General features: G+C 74.7%; 12 protein-coding genes and 1 pseudogene. 2 read left to right on the top strand and 11 right to left on the bottom strand.

All coding sequences use genetic code 11. The features are described from left to right. Positions 1 to 3: 3 nt before the first annotated feature. Both ACOJTC_RS11605 and gltB read right to left on the bottom strand, forming a co-directional pair. Positions 4 to 1509, bottom strand: coding sequence for a glutamate synthase subunit beta (locus tag ACOJTC_RS11605; RefSeq protein WP_420116851.1), 1506 nt, complete (start codon positions 1507 to 1509; stop codon positions 4 to 6). Beyond that, positions 1502 to 6157 carry a glutamate synthase large subunit gene (gltB, locus tag ACOJTC_RS11600; protein ID WP_420116850.1) on the bottom strand — a complete coding sequence of 1552 codons (4656 nt, stop codon included), beginning with the start codon at positions 6155 to 6157 and terminating at the stop codon, positions 1502 to 1504. The genes ACOJTC_RS11605 and gltB overlap by 8 nt, the downstream gene beginning before the upstream one ends. A 146-nt stretch (positions 6158 to 6303) precedes the next feature. On the opposite strand from gltB, the gene ACOJTC_RS11595 reads away from it, so the two are divergent. After that, entirely contained in the window at positions 6304 to 7149 is an 846-nt protein-coding gene (locus ACOJTC_RS11595; protein ID WP_420116849.1) for a GNAT family N-acetyltransferase, read from the top strand. Between the two features lie 189 nt (positions 7150 to 7338). On the opposite strand, the gene ACOJTC_RS11590 is transcribed toward ACOJTC_RS11595, so the two are convergent. From ACOJTC_RS11590 to trpC, 5 genes are all read right to left on the bottom strand, one after another. Continuing rightward, positions 7339 to 8526, bottom strand: coding sequence for an FAD-dependent oxidoreductase (locus ACOJTC_RS11590; RefSeq protein WP_420116848.1), 1188 nt, complete (start codon positions 8524 to 8526; stop codon positions 7339 to 7341). Positions 8527 to 8537: 11 nt separating this feature from the next. After that, the gene (gene lgt / locus ACOJTC_RS11585) at positions 8538 to 9743 is read right to left on the bottom strand and encodes a prolipoprotein diacylglyceryl transferase (RefSeq protein WP_420116847.1); all 1206 of its coding nucleotides are present in this window, start codon (positions 9741 to 9743) and stop codon (positions 8538 to 8540) included. A 201-nt stretch (positions 9744 to 9944) separates the two neighbouring features. Continuing rightward, positions 9945 to 10748, bottom strand: a complete 804-nt coding sequence (trpA, locus tag ACOJTC_RS11580) for a tryptophan synthase subunit alpha (protein ID WP_204926007.1) — start codon at positions 10746 to 10748, stop codon at positions 9945 to 9947. Positions 10749 to 10752: 4 nt separating this feature from the next. Beyond that, entirely contained in the window at positions 10753 to 11982 is a 1230-nt protein-coding gene (gene trpB / locus ACOJTC_RS11575) for a tryptophan synthase subunit beta (RefSeq protein ID WP_420116846.1), read from the bottom strand. 106 nt (positions 11983 to 12088) lie between these two features. After that, positions 12089 to 12892, bottom strand: coding sequence for an indole-3-glycerol phosphate synthase TrpC (gene trpC, locus ACOJTC_RS11570; RefSeq protein ID WP_176738808.1), 804 nt, complete (start codon positions 12890 to 12892; stop codon positions 12089 to 12091). A 478-nt stretch (positions 12893 to 13370) separates the two neighbouring features. Here trpC and ACOJTC_RS11565 point away from each other — a divergent pair, with 478 nt between their 5' ends. Beyond that, on the top strand, positions 13371 to 13646 hold the full coding sequence (locus ACOJTC_RS11565) for a hypothetical protein (protein WP_420116845.1): 276 nt from the start codon (positions 13371 to 13373) through the stop codon (positions 13644 to 13646). On the opposite strand, the gene ACOJTC_RS11560 is transcribed toward ACOJTC_RS11565, so the two are convergent. From ACOJTC_RS11560 to ACOJTC_RS11545, 4 genes and pseudogenes are all read right to left on the bottom strand, one after another. Then, positions 13639 to 14229 carry a Trp biosynthesis-associated membrane protein gene (locus ACOJTC_RS11560; protein WP_420116844.1) on the bottom strand — a complete coding sequence of 197 codons (591 nt, stop codon included), beginning with the start codon at positions 14227 to 14229 and terminating at the stop codon, positions 13639 to 13641. The two genes, ACOJTC_RS11565 and ACOJTC_RS11560, sit on opposite strands and share 8 nt — an antisense overlap. Next, positions 14226 to 15779 carry an anthranilate synthase component I gene (locus tag ACOJTC_RS11555; protein WP_420116843.1) on the bottom strand — a complete coding sequence of 518 codons (1554 nt, stop codon included), beginning with the start codon at positions 15777 to 15779 and terminating at the stop codon, positions 14226 to 14228. The genes ACOJTC_RS11560 and ACOJTC_RS11555 overlap by 4 nt, the downstream gene beginning before the upstream one ends. Then, complete coding sequence (gene hisI / locus ACOJTC_RS11550) at positions 15779 to 16225, bottom strand: phosphoribosyl-AMP cyclohydrolase (protein WP_372444609.1); 447 nt, start codon at positions 16223 to 16225, stop codon at positions 15779 to 15781. Before hisI ends, ACOJTC_RS11555 begins: the two co-directional genes overlap by 1 nt. Positions 16226 to 16351: 126 nt before the next feature. Next, positions 16352 to 16675: pseudogene (locus tag ACOJTC_RS11545) on the bottom strand (phosphoribosyl-AMP cyclohydrolase); the annotation flags it as partial. Positions 16676 to 17017: the final 342 nt, after the last annotated feature.

Genomic DNA, 17017 nt, shown 5'->3' with positions numbered 1-17017 from the left:
GGATCAGACGGACAGCGGCTGCGAATCCGAACGGACCGGGGCGGGCAGTTCACCGGCCGCGCCCAGGTACTGGTGGATGGCGGCCGCGGCGGCCCGGCCCTCGGCGATCGCCCAGACGATGAGCGACGCGCCCCGGTGCATGTCACCGGCAACGAAGACGCCGTCGGCGTCGGTCTGCCAGTCGGGGCGGGCGTCGACCGCGCCCCGGGCGTTGCGGGTCACCCCGAACTGGGCCAGCAGCGGCTGCTCCTCGGTGCCCTCGAAGCCGATGGCCAGCAGCACCAGGTCGGCCGGCAACTCCCGCTCGGAGCCGGGCAGCGCGGTGACGATCCGTCGGCCGTCCCGCCGCTCCACCGTCACCTCGGCGATCCGGACGCCCTTGACCTGGCCGGTGCCGTCGTCCACGAACTCCTGCACCGCCACCGCGAAGACCCGCTCACCGCCCTCCTCGTGCGCCGGGTAGTTGCGCAGCACCCACGGCCAGGTCGGCCACGGGTCCCGCTCGGCGTCGCGGCCGTGCGGCGGCTCGGGGTAGAGGTCGAGCTGGTGGACACCGGCCGCGCCCTGCCGGTGGGCCACGCCCAGGCAGTCGGCGGCGGTGTCGCCACCACCGATGATCACCACGTGCTTGCCGGCCGCGTCGATCGGCGTGCCGTCGGGCAGCACCGCCGGCGCGGGCCGCCCGTCCCCGGCCGCCGCGACCACCCGGTTCGCCGCGACCAGGTGGGTCATCGCCTGGTGCACGCCGCGCAGCGGCCGACCGGGCGTCTCCGGGGTGTCCCGCCCCTGCAGCGCGCCACACGCCAACAGCACCGCGTCGTGCCGGGCCCGCAACTCCTCGGCGGTCACGTCGACACCGACGTTCACCCCGGTGCGGAACTGCACGCCCTCGGCGGCGAGCTGGGCCAGCCGCCTGTCGATGTGCTGCTTCTCCAGCTTGAAGTCGGGGATGCCGTAGCGGAGCAGACCACCGATCGCGTCGTCCCGCTCGTACACGGTGACGGCGTGACCGGCGCGGGCGAGCTGCTGGGCGGCGGCGAGCCCGGCGGGCCCGGAGCCGACCACGGCGACCGCCCCCCGGGTCGCCGCCGCCCCCGGGCGGGGGTTCAGCCCGCCCCGGGCCACCGCCGCGTCGGCGATCTCCACCTCGACCTGCTTGATGGTGACCGGCTGCTGGCCGCCCAGGCCCAGCACGCAGGCCGCCACCCAGGGCGCCGGGCAGAGCCGGCCGGTGAACTCGGGGAAGTTGTTGGTGGCGTGCAGCGACTCGACCGCCGCGTCCCAACTGCCGGTGCGGACCAGGTCGTTCCAGTCCGGGATGCGGTTGCCCAACGGACAGCCGTCGTGGCAGAACGGGATGCCGCAGTCCATGCACCGGGTGGCCTGCTCGCGGATCAGCTCCTCCCCGGCGGGCGGATAGACCTCCCGCCAGTCGGTGATCCGCACCGCCACCGGTCGACGGGCCGGCAGCCGCCGCTCGTAGCGCAGGAAACCGTTCGGGTCAGGCACGAGCCACCTCCTGGGCGACCACCCGCGGGACGGGCGGCACCGACGCGGTCAGCGCAGACATGACCGCGTCGTCGACGTCGCGGCCGGCGGCTTCGGCGGCCTTCATGATCTCCATCACCCGGCGGTAGTCCCTCGGGACCACGGCCGTGAACTCCTGTACCGCATCCGGCCAGCGCTTGAGCAGCTCCGCGCCGATCGCCGAGTCGGTCTCGGCGACGTGCCGCTGTACCAGGTCGTGCAGCAGCTCCCGCTCGGCGTCACGCAGCGGGGACAGGTCGACCAGCTCCGTGTTGACCCGCCCGGTGTCGAGCCGGTGCACGTACGCCGTACCGCCGGACATGCCGGCGGCGAAGTTGCGACCGGTCTCGCCGAGCACCACCACCGTGCCACCGGTCATGTACTCGCAGCCGTGGTCGCCGACGCCCTCGACGACGGTCACCGCGCCGGAGTTGCGGACCGCGAACCGCTCCCCCACCCGGCCGCGCAGGAACAGCTCGCCGCCGGTGGCCCCGGACAGGATGGTGTTGCCGGCGATGATCTGGTCCTCGGCGCGCTGCCCGGTGGCGGCCTCGGGGTCGACGAACGGCGCGGCGGCGTCCGGGCGGACCACGATCCGGCCGCCGGAGAGCCCCTTGCCGACGTAGTCGTTGGCGTCGCCGTGCAGCCGCAGGGTCACCCCGCGCGGCAGGAACGCGCCGAAGGACTGCCCGGCGGTGCCGCGCAGCACGAACTCGACGGTGTCGTCGGGCAAGCCGGCGCCGCCGTGCCGGCGGGTCACCTCGCCGCCGAGCATCGCGCCGACGCTGCGGTGCTCGTTGCGCACCGCCACCTCCACCCGGACCGGGCTGCCGTCGCGCAGCGCCGGCTCGGCCAGCGCGATCAGCTCGTTGTCCAGGGCCTGCTCCAGACCGTGGTCCTGGGCGCGGATGCCGCGCCGGGCAGCTCCCTCCGGCAGCTGGGGGGTGTGCAGCACGCGGGCCAGGTCGAGGCCGTGGCCCTTCCAGTGGTCGATCGCCGGTACGACGTCGAGCACCTCGGTCTGCCCGATCGCCTCTTCGATGCTGCGGAAGCCCAACTCGGCCAGGTAGCCGCGGACCTCCTCGGCGAGGAAGAGGAAGAAGTTCTCCACGAACTCCGGCCGGCCGGTGAAGCGCTCGCGTAGCACCGGGTTCTGGGTGGCGATGCCGACCGGGCAGGTGTCGAGGTGACAGACCCGCATCATCACGCAGCCCTCGACGATCAGCGGGGCGGTGGCGAAGCCGAACTCCTCCGCGCCGAGCAGCGCCGCGACCAGGACGTCCCGGCCGGTCTTGAGCTGCCCGTCGACCTGCACGGTGACCCGGTCGCGCAGCTTGTTGAGCAGCAGCGTCTGCTGCGCCTCGGCCAGGCCCAGCTCCCACGGGGTGCCGGCGTGCTTGAGCGAGTTGAGCGGGGACGCACCGGTGCCGCCGTCGTGCCCGGAGATCAGGATGACGTCGGCCTTGAGCTTGGCGACCCCGGCCGCGACGGTGCCCACACCGACCTCGCTGACCAGCTTGACGTGCACCCGGGCGGCCGGGTTGACGCACTTGAGGTCGTGCACGAGCTGGGCGAGGTCCTCGATGGAGTAGATGTCGTGGTGCGGCGGCGGGGAGATCAGGCCGACGCCGGGGGTGGCGTGCCGGGTGCGGGCGATCCACGGCCACACCTTGTTGCCGGGTCGCTGCCCACCCTCGCCGGGCTTCGCGCCCTGCGCCATCTTGATCTGGAGGTCGTCGGCGTTGACCAGGTATTCGCTGGTCACCCCGAAGCGTCCGCTGGCGATCTGCTTGACCGCCGAGCGGCGGGCCGGGTCGTGCAGCCGGTCGACGTCCTCGCCGCCCTCGCCGGTGTTGGACTTGCCGCCGAGGCGGTTCATCGCGATGGCCAGCGTCTCGTGCGCCTCCGCCGAGATCGACCCGTACGACATGGCGCCGGTGGCGAACCGCTTGACGATCTCGGTGGCCGGCTCGACCTCCTCGATCGGCACCGCCGGGCGCAGCCCGGTCCGCAGGGTGAACAGCCCGCGCAGGGAACCGGCCTGCGCGGCCAGCTCGTCGACCTTGGCGGTGTACTGGCGGAACACGTCGTACTGCCGGCTGCGGGTGGCGTGCTGGAGCAGGAAGACCGTCTCCGGGTTGAACAGGTGCAGCTCACCCTCGCGCCGCCACTGGTACTCGCCGCCCACCTCCAGCCGGGTGGAGCCGACGGTGCCGGGCGTCGGCCAGGCCTGCGCGTGCCGGGCGGCGACCTCGGTGTGGATCCCGGCCAGCCCGATCCCGCCGATGGTGCTGGGGGTGCCCCGGAAGTAGCGGTCGACCAGCCGGGTGTCCAGGCCAACGGCCTCGAAGACCTGCGCGCCGCAGTACGACGACACCGTCGAGATGCCCATCTTGGACATGATCTTGAGGACGCCCTTGCCGAGCGCCTTGACGTAGTTGCGGACCGCCTTGCCCGGCTCCACCCCGACCAGCGCCCCGGTGGCGATCATGTCCTCCACCGACTCGAAGGCCAGGTAGGGGTTGACCGCCGCCGCGCCGTACCCGATGAGCACCGCCGCGTGGTGCACCTCGCGGCAGTCACCGGACTCCACGACCAGCGCGACCTGGGTCCGGGTCTGCTCCCGCACCAGGTGCTGGTGCACCGCCGCGGTCAGCAGCAGCGACGGAATCGGCGCCAGGTCGGCGTTGGAGTCCCGGTCGGACAGCACCAGGATGCGGACGCCGTCCTCGATCGCCTCGGAGACGTGCCGGCAGATCTCGGTCAGCCGGGCCTTGATGCCGGCCCCGCCGTCGCGGAGGCGGTAGAGGCCGGAGACCCGGACCGCCTTGAAGCCGGGCAGGTCGCCGTCCTCGTCGACGGAGAGGATCTTCGCCAGCTCGTCGTTGTCGATCACCGGGTAGGGCAGCACGATCTGCCGGCAGCTCGCCGCACCCGGGTCCAGCAGGTTGCCTTCCGGGCCGATGGTCGACGCCAGACTGGTCACCAGCTCCTCCCGGATCGCGTCCAGCGGCGGGTTGGTGACCTGGGCGAAAAGCTGGTGGAAGTAGTCGTAGAGCAGCCGGGGCCGGGTCGACAGCGGCGCGATCGGGGTGTCGGTGCCCATCGAGCCGAGTGGCTCCGCCCCGGTCCGGGCCATCGGGGCGAGCAGGATCTTCAGCTCCTCCTCGGTGTAGCCGAAGGTCTGCTGCCGGCGACGCACCGAGTCGTGGGTGTAGACCACGTGCTCCCGGGCGGGCAGGTCACCGAGATCGATCAGGCCGGCGTGCAGCCACTCGTCGTACGGCTGGGCGGCGGCCAGCTCGGTCTTGATCTCGTCGTCCGAGACGATCCGGCCGTTGACCGTGTCGACCAGGAACATCCGGCCCGGCTGGAGGCGGCCCTTGGCGACCACCGTGGCCGGGTCGAGGTCGAGCACGCCCGCCTCGCTGCCCAGCACCACCAGCCCGTCGGCGGTCCGCCACCAGCGGCCCGGCCGCAGGCCGTTGCGGTCCAGCACCGCCCCGACGATCTCGCCGTCGGTGAAGGCGACCGACGCCGGCCCGTCCCACGGCTCCATCAGGCTGGCGTGGAACCGGTAAAACGCGCGCTTGTCCGGGCGCATCGCCGGGTCGTTCTCCCAGGCCTCCGGGATCATCATCAGCACCGCGTGCGGCAGGCTCCGGCCGGCCAGGTGCAGCAGCTCCAGCACCTCGTCGAAGTTGGCCGAGTCGGAGGCGGCCGGGGTGCAGACCGGGAACACCCGGCGGATGTTGCCGGGCAGGTGCGGGCTGCGCAGCAGCGCCTCGCGGGCCTGCATCCAGTTCCGGTTGCCGCGGATCGTGTTGATCTCGCCGTTGTGCGCGATGAACCGGTACGGGTGGGCCAGCGGCCAGGACGGGAACGTGTTGGTGGAGAACCGGGAGTGCACCAGCGCGATCGCGCTGTCGACCCGCTCGTCGGTCAGCTCCGGGAAGTACTCCGGCAGCTGGTCGGGGGTGAGCATGCCCTTCCAGGTCATCGTCCGCGCCGACAGCGACGGGAAGTAGGCGGTCACCCCCCGCTCGGCGGTCTCCCGCTCGGCCTGCTTGCGCACGCAGAACGCCACCCGGTCCAGGTCGATGCCGGACAGCGGGGAGCCGGCCGGGCCGGCCGGGGTGTCGGTGAGCCGGTGCGCGGCCAGGAAGAGCTGCCGGATGCGGGGCATCGCCGCCAGCGCGGTCTCACCCAGCCCGCTCGGGTCGGTCGGCACGTCGCGCCAGCCGAGCACCTCGGCCCCCTCGACGAGGGCGTACTTCTCCACCACCTGACGGGCGCGGGCCTCACCGCCGTCGTCGTCGGGCAGGAAGACCAGGCCGGTGGCGTACTGGCCGGCCGGGGGCAGCGGGAAGTCCACCACCGCGCGCAGGAACGCGTCCGGCACCTGGATCATGATGCCCGCGCCGTCGCCGGTGTTCTGCTCGGCGCCCCGGGCGCCGCGATGGTCGAGCCGGCAGAGCGCGCCGAGGCCGTTCGCCACCACCGCGTGGGAGCGCCGCCCGTAGAGGTCGGCCACGAAGGCCACCCCGCACGCGTCGTGCTCGTGCGCCGGGTCGTACAGACCGGTCGCGGAAGGGACCGGCTGCGGGCTGTGCGGGTACGGAAGGGCCACCGGGTCTCCTGTCGTCACTCAGGTTGTTTCATGGTCGGGACGACGTCGGCCCTGGGCGGTCTGTTGAGTCTACGTTAGGGCGACCCGGGCAGGGCCAGTGCGGATTGATCACACCTTCCAGACTCTGGGACGTGTAGTCTCGCGCGGTGGATCCTGCGCACCGCGACCTGTTCGACCGGTTGGAACGCTTCTACGACGCGGTGCCCCGGGACGCCGCCCGCGCCGAGGAACACGGTGGTCTGGTGCTGTTCGCGCGGGAAGGGGCCGGTTGGCCGTTCTATGCCCGCCCCCGCCTCGACGCCGACACGCCACCGTCGCTGGCCGACCTGCACACCGTCCGGGAACGGCAGCGTGAGCTGGGCCTGCCCGAGGCGTTCGAGTGGGTGCACGAGACCACCCCGGACCTGCTCGCCACCGCCCGGGCCGCCGGCCTGAGCGTGCTGGAGGCCCCGCTGATGGTCCTCGACCCGCAGGCCGAACCGTCCGACCCGGCGACGCTCACCGACGTACCGGTGCGGGTGCTGGACCCGGACGCGCCCGGCTTCGCGCTCGACGTGGCGGCCCGGCGCGCGGTCGCCGCGGTCGGGTTCTCCGCCGCCGGCACCGTCCCCGGCGACGCCGGCCCGGCCGAACGGGACGCCGCGATGACCGAACTGGACGTGGCCGCGCTGGACGAGGAGCGGGCCGCGATCGCCGCCGGCCGCCGGCTGTCGGCGGTCGCCGGGACGCCGCAGGACGGGGTGCTGGCCAGCGGAATGGCGATGCGGGTCGACGACGTCGCCGAGATCGCCGGGGTGGCCACCCTGCCGGCCGCCCGCCGCCGGGGGCTCGCTGCCGCGGTCACCGCCACCCTGGCCCGCACCCTGCGGGCCGCCGGCACCGACCTGGTCTTCCTCTCCGCCGGCAGCGAGGACGTCGCCCGGATCTACCTGCGCGTCGGCTTCCGCCGTATCGGCACCGCCTGCATAGCCGAACCCACCGCCCTCATCTGACCCCCACCCCGGCGCTGCCCCACCCCGCGCTGCCCCCGGTGATCAAGAGGTTTGCGGGTTGATCAAGAGGTTTGCGTCACCTCGGGCGCTCACCGTGGCGCAAACCTCTTGATCACCGCCCGAAGGGGGCCGCCGTCCGAAGGGCGACCACCGCCCGAAGGGGTCGGGGCGGGCGCGGGAGGCGGCGGTTCAGGGGGTGGGGGGACGCCAGGTGGCGGCGGTGGCGGCGGCGCCGGAGAGCAGGCGGGGGGTGATCGTGCCGAGGGCCGCGTCACGGGCGCGCAGGGCCAGCCGACCCCGGGTCTGGAGCACCGCCGACATCCGCCGGGTCTGCCGGACCACGGTGGCCGCGCGGGGACGCCGCACCCGGTCGTACGCCAGCACGGCGTCGGGGAGCCGGGACTCGCGCAGCAACGACGACAGGGTGGCCGCGTCCTCGAACGCCAGGCAGGCGCCCTGCCCCAGGTGCGGCGGCATGGCGTGGGCGGCGTCGCCGAGCAGCACCACCCCGCCCGGCCCGGCCGGGAAGCCGTACGCCCGGGGCAGCGGGCGCAGCTCCCGGATCTCCTGCTGCACCAGGTCGGCGGGTTCGGTGGCGGCCAGCAGCTCACCGATCGGCGCGGGCCAGCCGGCGTACCAGCGTTGCAGCAGGGCGAGCTGGGTCTGCGGTGGCTCCGGCCGGGGCGCACCGGCGGCGGGGGCCCCCCAGTAGACGCCACCCCGGCGGGACGCCCCGGAGGAGCCGCGCTCCCCCAGCGAGGCGGCCACGAACCGGTAGCCGGCGCCCAGCACCTCACCCCCGACCGGCTGGTCGGCCGGCACGGGTGCCCGGTACCAGGGGATCACCGCCCGCCAGGAGGCACAGCCGGAGCTGACCACGGCGGCCTCGGGGGCGAGCTGGCGGCGCAGCACGCTGTCCGTGCCGTCGGCGGCGACCACCAGGTCCGCCTCGACGAACTGGCCGTTGCACCCCACCCCGGGCCGCTCGGCGGCATCGGCCCGGACGTGGTCCACGGCGACCCCGGTACGCAGTTCGACCCGGTCACCGAGGCCGGCGATCAGCGCGTCGTGCAGGTCCTCCCGGTGCACCACCACCGGCATCCGGTCGGCCGGGGTGGGCCGGGGCTGCACCAGCCAGTGGCCGTCGGGGCGGCGGATACCGCCGTCGGGCAGCGGGGTCGCGATGGCGTCCAGGCCGGCACCGACGCCGAGCACCTGCAACGCGCGTACCCCGTTGGGCCACAGCACCACGGCGGTGGGTTCGGGGCGCACCCGGTCGGCCCGTTCCAGCAGGGTGACCCGCCATCCGGAGCGGGCCAGCGCGCCGGCCACCGCCAGACCGCCGAGGCCCGCGCCGACCACCACCGCGCTGCGCACGCCGCGCCCGCTCAGCTGTCCCGGTCGGTGGACCGGCCACCGGCACCGGCGGACCGGTCGGCTCCGGCGGGCCCGTCGCCGCTGTCGGCCCCGGAAGGCCGGTCGTCGGCGTCGGCGTCGGTGGGCCGGTCGTCGGTGTCAGGGTCACCGTCCCGCGACCCGGCTGACCGGTCGTCGGCTGCCGGATCGCCCGGCGCCTCGGGCAGCACCCCGCGTTCCCGGTACGCGGTGAACTGTTCCTCGTCGACCACCCGGTACCCCGCCGGCGGAGCCGTCGGGGACCCCTTGCCGGTGGCGGAGAGGTCGACCTGGGAGACGTCGCCACCGTCACCGGCGGGTCCGGAGGCGGGGGTGGGGAGCGGGATCAGGTACTCGCGGGGCCCCCGTACCCGCAGGAAGTAGATCAACGCGCCGACGAAGACCAACCCGGCGGTCCACACGTTGAGCCGCAGGCCGAGGATGCGGTTCGCCTCGTCGGTGCGCATCAGCTCGATCCAGAACCGGCCGGCGGTGTAACCCATCACGTAGAGCGCGAAGGCCCGGCCGCGTCCCAGCTTGAACCGCCGGTCCAGGGCGAACACCAGGCCGGCGACACCGAGGTTCCACAGCGCCTCGTAGGCGAACGTCGGATGGTAGAGGCCGGGTTCCAGGATGGGCTGGTTGGCGTCGTCGCGCAGCGCGTGCCCGGGGTTGTCCGGGTCCATCCGGTGGATCTCCAGGCCCCACGGCAGGGTGGTCCGCCCGCCGTACAGCTCGTTGTTGAACCAGTTGCCGAGCCGACCCACCGCCTGGGCCAGCGGCAGGCCCGGGGCCAGGGCGTCGGCCACCACCGTCAGCGGGATGCCGAGCTGCCGGGCGGCGATCCAGGCGCCGACCGCGCCACCGGCCACCGCCCCCCAGATGCCGAGACCGCCCTCCCAGATGGCGAACGCCTTCCACGGGTCACCGCCGGTGCCGAAATACTTCTCGGGTGAGGTGACGACGTGGTAGATCCGGGCGCCGATGATGCCGGTCGGGACCGCCCACACCGCGATGTCGAGCACCGCGCCGGGGGCGACGCCCCGCTGGCGCAGCCGGTGCTCGGTCACCAGGCAGGCGACCACGATGCCGGCGACGATGCAGAGGGCGTACGCCCGCAGCGGGACCGGCCCGAGCTGCCAGACGGCGGTGGTCGGGCTGGGCAGCGCCGCCAGGGGCGTCATCGAGACGAGGGTCACGGGTGCACAGGCTACCGCTGCGGACGCCCGCCGTGGCACCCCGGTCCGGTCAGAGCCCCGGCCCGACCGGCCGCGCGGCGGTCCGGCCCGGTGATCCGCGCGCGTCGGCCCGGCCCGTGGCACGGCGGTGCGCCGTGGTCGGGAGACCGGTCGGGTCACCGGCGCGCCCGTGCGATCGCCCCCGGGCCGGGGGCGGGCGGGTCAGCGGGCCGGGTTGCGGACGCCCTCGGCGAGTTCGGCGGAGAGGGTACGCAGGGCGGCCAGCCCCGCGTCGAGGTCCGGCGCGTCCAGCAGCCGGCGGATCAGCGCGCTGCCCACGATCACCCCGTCGGCGTACCCGGCGACGGTGGCCGCCTGCGCGCCGGTGCCGACGCCGAGCCCCACCCCGACGGGCAGCTCGCTGGCCTCCCGCACCCGGGAGACCAGCACCGGTGCGGCGTCGGAGGTCTGCGACCGGGCCCCGGTGACCCCCATGATGGCGGTCGCGTAGACGAAGCCCCGGCAGTGCTCGACGGTCATCCGCAGCCGGGCGTCGGTCGACGACGGGGAGACCAGGAACGTCCGGTCCAGGCCGTACGCGTCCGAGGCGGCCAGCCACTCGCCGGCCTCCTCGGGGATCAGGTCCGGGGTGATCAGGCCGGTGCCCCCGGCGGCGGCCAGGTCACGGGCGAACGCGTCCACCCCGTACTGCTCGATCGGGTTCCAGTAGGTCATGGTGACCACCGGGGCGCCGGTGGCCGCGACCGCCTCGATGATGCGCAGCGTGTCGGCGGTGCGGACGCCACCGGCCAGGGCGATGTCGCTGGCCTTCTGGATCACCGGGCCGTCCATCACCGGGTCGGAGTAGGGGATCTCCACCTCGATGACGTCCACCCCGGCCTCGACCATCGCGGTCATCGCGGCGATGCTGCCCTCGACGGTGGGGAACCCGGCCGGCATGCAGCCGACCAGGACGGCCCGCCCGTCGGCGCGGGCCTTGTCGAAGGCCACCCCGATCCGGCTCACGGTCTCACTGCTCCTTGTCGAGGATGCCGAAGTATTCACCGGCGGTGTGCACGTCCTTGTCGCCCCGGCCGGAGAGGTTGACCACCAGGACCGGTTCCCGGCCCAGTTCGGCGGCGAGCTGCGGGGCGATCTGCACCGCGCCGGCCAGGGCGTGCGCGCTCTCGATCGCCGGGATGATCCCCTCGGTACGGCAGAGCAGCTCGAACGCGGCCATCGCCTCGGCGTCGGTCACCGGCTGGTAGCGGGCCCGTCCGGTGTCGTGCAGCCAGGCGTGCTCCGGGCCGACCCCGGGGTAGTCCAGGCCGGCGGAGATGGAGTGCGACTCGATGGTCTGGCCGTCGGCGTTCTGCAGCACGTAGGTGCGGGTGCCGTGCAGCACCCCGGAGGTGCCGCCGGTGATGCTGGCCGCGTGCCGGCCGGTCTCCACGCCCTCGCCGCCGGCCTCGACGCCGGACAGCCGCACCTCGGTGTCGGGGACGAACGCGTGGAAGATGCCCAGCGCGTTGGAGCCGCCGCCGACGCAGGCCAGCACCGCGTCGGGCAGCGCGCCGGTCAGGTCGAGGCACTGCCGGCGGGCCTCGTCGCCGATGCCGCGCACGAAGTCCCGGACCAGCTCCGGGAACGGGTGCGGCCCGGCGGCGGTGCCGATCAGGTAGTGGGTGTCGTCGACGTTGGCGACCCAGTCCCGCATCGCCTCGTTCATCGCGTCCTTGAGGGTGCGCGAGCCGGTGGTCACCGGGATCACGGTGGCCCCCAGCATCCGCATCCGGGCCACGTTGAGCGCCTGCCGCTCGGTGTCCACCTCGCCCATGTAGACCACGCACTCGAGGTCGAACAGGGCGGCGGCGGTGGCGGTGGCCACCCCGTGCTGGCCGGCGCCGGTCTCGGCGATCACCCGGCGCTTGCCCATCCGCCGGGTCAGCAGCGCCTGGCCCAGCACGTTGCGCACCTTGTGCGCGCCGGTGTGGTTGAGGTCCTCCCGCTTGAGCAGCACCCGGGCGCCGACCTTGGCGGAGAACCGCTCGGCGGGGTAGAGCAGCGAGGGGGTGCCGGCGTAGTCGCGCAGCAGGGCGTCGAACTCGGCGCGGAACTCCTCGTCGGTCATCGCCTTGCGGTACGCGGCGTCCAGCTCGTCGAGCGCCGCGACCAGCGCCTCGGGGACGAACCGGCCACCGAAACGGCCGAAGTGACCGGCGGAGTCGGGGAACCGCTCGACCGCCTCGTCGGCGCTCATGCCGCCGCTCCCCGGCCGGTCGCGCGCCGACGCACCGTCGCGTCGCCGGTGACGAATCGCTCGCTCATCGCGATGTCCTCTCGCTGCGCGGATCTGCCCGTCGGGGTCAGCGCGCCGGGCGGGGCGTGGCCGGGTGATTCCCGGCGTTGACCAGCTCGGCGACCGCCTCGCGGGGGCTCTTCTGGGTGACCAGCCCCTCGCCCACCAGGACGGCGTCGGCGCCGGCCGAGGCGTACCGGATCAGGTCGTGCGGGCCCCGCACCCCCGACTCGGCGATCTTGACGACGCTGCTGGGCAGGCCGGGGGCGATCCGCTCGAACACCGACCGGTCGACCTCCAGGGTACGCAGGTCGCGGGCGTTGACCCCGATCACCTGCGCGCCGGCCTCCAGGGCCCGGTCGGCCTCCTCCTCGGTGTGCACCTCGACCAGCGCGCACATGCCCAGCGACTCGATCCGCTCCAGCAGCCCGACCAGGGCGTTCTGCTCCAGCGCGGCGACGATCAGCAGCACCAGGTCGGCACCGTGCGCGCGCGCCTCGTGCACCTGGTAGCTGGAGACCACGAAGTCCTTGCGCAGGACCGGCACCTGCACGGCGGCCCGGACGGCCGCCAGGTCGTCGAGGGAACCGCCGAACCAGCGCCCCTCGGTCAGCACACTGATCGCCCGGGCGCCGCCGGAGGCGTACTCGCCGGCCAGCTCGGCCGGGTCGGCGATCTCGGCCAGCCGTCCCCGGCTCGGCGAGGAACGCTTCACCTCGGCGATCACGGCCACGCCCGGCTTGCGCAGGGCCGCGTACGCGTCCAGCGGTGGCGGCGCGGCGGCGGCAAGTTCGCGCAGCCGCTCCAGCGGAAGCTGCTCCTGCCGCCGGGCCACGTCCTCGCGGACGCCGGCCAGGATCTCGTCGAGCACGCTTGCGGACGCCGCCGAACCGGCCCCGTCCCCCTCTGCGTGCGCATGCTCAGCAGTCACCAACGGACTCCCCTCTCCGGGTGTCATGGGCCGATGCTAGGGGGCGCCACCTGGCGACAGACGCCGGGGGTATGGCGCTCCTCACGAGATGGGCTGTGGCATGATGCCGGAACTCCGGTGAACGGAATGTCACGCAGCGCCACCAGGCCCGTCGGTGGGTGTCATCGACACCCGTCGTCCGGGCCGCCCCGGACCATCGATCGATGCCCATACGCTATGAGATCACGTCCGGGCCCGGCGCGCAGCTCGACCGGTCCGGCCCGACGGCTGTGACCAAGCTCAAGGAGGGCCCCGCAACGCAGGTGGGGGCCGTTGACCGGGCCGTCACCCGGGCGAAACGTGAGCCCGGCAGCATCGGTGTCGGGCAGACTCGACGATGCGCCTGCCCACCATCGGATCTCATCGTGCGGGGTGACCTATGAGCACTGCGGGGCCGAACGCCGGCATCGGACTCACCACCATCTCCCGGACCGTCGCCTCGCTGGCCGTCGAGGTGGTGCACACGGTTGAACGCGTCGTGGTGGGCGAGGGCCGGGTGCGTACCGCGCGGGGCAACGCCTGGGAGGCGGTCTGCGCCGACCGGGCCCGCGCCGACCCGCGCGCCGCCCTGGACCGCCGGGTCGCCGAGCTGGCCGCGAGCCGGGCCGCGACCCGGGACCGGCAGGCCGCCCGCGCGCCGCAGCCGGTCAGCTGACCGTCGGGTCCTCACCCCGGTCGAGCGCGTCCCACGCCTCCCGGTTGCCGCCCTCGGCGATCGACCGGCCACCCGACCGGGCCGGCCCTTCGGCGCGGACCGTCCGCTCGTAACGCGCGCCCATCGCCGGCCAGGCCGCGCCGCGCCGCGCGGTGAGCAGCCCTCCGCCGGCCGCCACCAGCCCGCCGAGCAGGCAGAGCGCCGGCCACTGCCGGTGCACCTCGACGCCGCCGGTGGCGACCAGCCCGTAGCCGCCACCGGCCGCCACCGCCAGGCCGAGCAGGGCGACCAGGCCACCCAGCAGCCGTCGTACCCGCCCCCGGGTGGCCAGCACCGCGCCGCCGCCGGCCAACGCGACGAGCGCCAACGCCGACAGCCACGGCAGCAGGTCCGCCCCGGAACGCTCCTGCCGGCTCGGCGGCAGCGTCCCCCGGGCGAGCACCTCCACCGACCAGGTCCGGGTCGCCGCCCAGGCCGCCAGGCCCGCGCCGGCCAGGCAGAGCAGCACCGCGTACGTCAGCTCGCGCCGGCCGGTCGACGGGCCGTCGGCCGTCGTCGTCGCGGTGGCCCCGGTGCCGTTCACCGCGCCGGTCGCAGGGTCTCGGCGGCGGCGATGGCGGCCAGCACGGCGGCGGCCTTGTTCCGGGTCTCCTGGTCCTCGGCGGCCGGATCGGAATCGGCCACCACCCCCGCCCCGGCCTGCACGTACGCCCGGCCGTCGCGGATCAGCGCGGTCCGGATCGCGATCGCCATGTCGAGGTCGCCACCGAACCCGAAGTAGCCCACGGTGCCGCCGTAGAGGCCCCGGCGCACCGGCTCCAACCCTTCGATGATCTCCATGGCCCGCACCTTCGGCGCCCCGGACAGGGTGCCGGCGGGGAAGGTGGCGGCCAACGCGTCGAACGCCGTCTGGTCCTCGCGCAGGGTGCCCACCACCGTCGAGACGATGTGCATCACGTGGCTGTACCGCTCGATGGTGGCGAACTCCGGCACCTGCACGGTGCCCGGCTGGCACACCCGACCCAGGTCGTTGCGGCCCAGGTCGACCAGCATCACGTGCTCGGCGCGTTCCTTCGGGTCGGCCAGCAGCTCGGTGGCGAGCCGGGCGTCGGCCACCGGGGTGGCCCCGCGCGGCCGGGTCCCGGCGATCGGGTGCAGCATCGCCCGGCGCTGCCCGTCGGTGTCGGCGTTGACCTTGAGGTGCGCCTCCGGGGACGAGCCGACGATGTCGAACCCGTCGAAGCGCAGCAGGTACATGTACGGGCTCGGGTTGGTGGTCCGCAGCACCCGGTAGACGTCCAGCGGGTCTGCGTCGGTGGCCCGTTCGAAGCGCTGGGCCAGCACGATCTGGAAGCACTCGCCGGCCCGGATCGCCTCCTTCGCCGCCTCGACCGCCTTCGGGTACCCGCCGTCCGGGGTCCGGCTGACCACGTCACCGGCCGGCGGCCGGCCCACCGTCGAGATCATGGGCGGAATCGGTCGGGACAGCGCGGTGGTCATCGCGTCGAGCCGTCCCACCGCGTGGTGGTAGGCGGCGGTGACCCGCTCGGCCCGGTCCGGGTCATCCAGCGACGGCAGCACCGCGTTGGCGACCAGGATCGCCGACCCGTCGTAGTGGTCCAGCACCACCAGGTCGGTGGCGAGCATCATGCCCAGCTCCGGCAGGCCGAGGTCGTCCTCGGTCAGCTCGGGCAGCCGCTCGAACCGGCGGATCAGGTCGTACCCCAGGTAGCCCACCATGCCGCCGGTCAGCGGCGGCAGACCGGCGGCCGGGTCCGGGGTCCCACCGGCGAGCGCCGCGACGGTCTCCCGCAGCACGTGCACCGGGTCGCCGGAGACCGGCACGCCGGGCGGCGGGGTGCCGGTCCACTGCGCGACGCCGTCCCGTTCGACCAGGGTGGCGCTGCTGCGCACCCCGATGAACGAGTAGCGCGACCAGGCCATGCCGGCCGAGCCGACGCCCTGCTCGGCGGACTCCAGCAGGAAGGTGCCCGGCCCGCCGGCCAGCTTGCGGTAGACCCCCACCGGGGTCTCCGCGTCGGCCAGCAGCCGACGGGTCACCGGCACCACCCGCCACCGGGCCGCCGCCTCGACGAAGCCCGCCAGGTCGGGGCTGAGCGCGCCGTCGGTCATCAGGACGCTCCCCGCTCGGAGGTGACCGGGAGTTCGGTGAAGAAGCAGGTGCGCTCACCGGTGTGGCAGGCCGCGCCGACCTGGTCCACGCCGACCAGCAGCGCGTCGCCGTCGCAGTCCAGCGCCACCGAGCGGACGTACTGGTGGTGGCCGGAGGTGGCGCCCTTGACCCAGTACTCCTGCCGGCTGCGCGACCAGTAGGTGGCCCGGCCGGTGGTGAGGGTGCGGTGCAGCGCCTCGTCGTCCATCCAGGCGACCATCAGCACCTCGCCGGTGTCGTGCTGGCGCACGACCGCGGCGACCAGGCCGTCCGGGGTGCGGCGCAGCCGGGCGGCGACGGCCGGGTCGAGACGGGAGGGGCGGACCGCGCCACCGGGTCCGCCGTCGCGGGGGGAAGAGTCAGGTACGGGCACAGTTACCGATTGTCCCGCACGCGGTGCGGGCACCTGCGGGCCGTCCCCGACCGCCCGGGACAGCTGGGCGACGTACCGCTCCAGCCGGCCGTCGCACAGGGCGCGGGCGAGGTCCGGGCCGGCGGTCTCGGCGACCCGTTCCGCGTACGGGCGCACCAGCGGGAGCACCCCGCTGACCAGGCGGGCGGCGGCGAGCCCGACCTCGACGGTGCCGGCGGGGCGTACCCCCAGGCAGAGCAGCATGTCGTCGCGGTAGCCGGGCGGTGCGACCGGCAGGTCCAGGGCGGCGGCGAAGGCGGCCCTTCGGGACGCAACCCGTACCCCCGGGTTGGCCGGGCGCAGCACGGACGGGCAGAGCCGGGCCAGGTCGGCGGCGGCCAGCCGGACGCCGGGCGGGTCGTCGGCGGCCAGCGCCCCGGCCACCTTGCCGAGGGTGGCCACCAGCTCCTCCAGGCGGGGCTGGTCGGCGGGCTGGCAGAGCACCGGCAGGTCGATGCGGCGACGCCAGGTCGGGTCGGCCCAGAGCAGCCGGGTGGGGGTGGTCACCGGCAGCCCGAACGCCCAGTCGGCGGGTTCGCCGAGCCGGTCGACCCAGGTGCGGACGTCCCGGGCGGCCACCGACACGTGCACGATCCGCCCGTCGACCTCGGCGAGGTAGGCCCGGCGGGCGTCGTACGGCGTCCCGGTCGGCCACCGGCCACGCGCGGACCCGCCCGGTGGGTCGACCGGGTCGGTCGCCGCGCCGCGCCGCGTGCCACCCGCCCGGCCCGGTGGGTCGGCCGGCGCGGACCGGCCCGCCGCACGGGGCTGCCCGGGTGCGACGGG

Origin of the sequence: Micromonospora sp., from assembly GCF_048594385.1 — a bacterium.
Taxonomy (GTDB): domain Bacteria; phylum Actinomycetota; class Actinomycetes; order Mycobacteriales; family Micromonosporaceae; genus Micromonospora; species Micromonospora wenchangensis.
This window is presented reverse-complemented; position numbering and strand designations above follow the sequence as displayed.

Bases quoted from the DNA above. Each gene is read 5' to 3' on its own strand.
- ACOJTC_RS11555 (WP_420116843.1), bottom strand. From the start codon at position 15,779: ATGACCGACGGCGCGCTCAGCCCCGACCTGGCGGGCTTCGTCGAGGCG.
- ACOJTC_RS11565 (WP_420116845.1), top strand. From the start codon at position 13,371: ATGAGCACTGCGGGGCCGAACGCCGGCATCGGACTCACCACCATCTCC.
- trpB (WP_420116846.1), bottom strand. From the start codon at position 11,982: ATGAGCGCCGACGAGGCGGTCGAGCGGTTCCCCGACTCCGCCGGTCAC.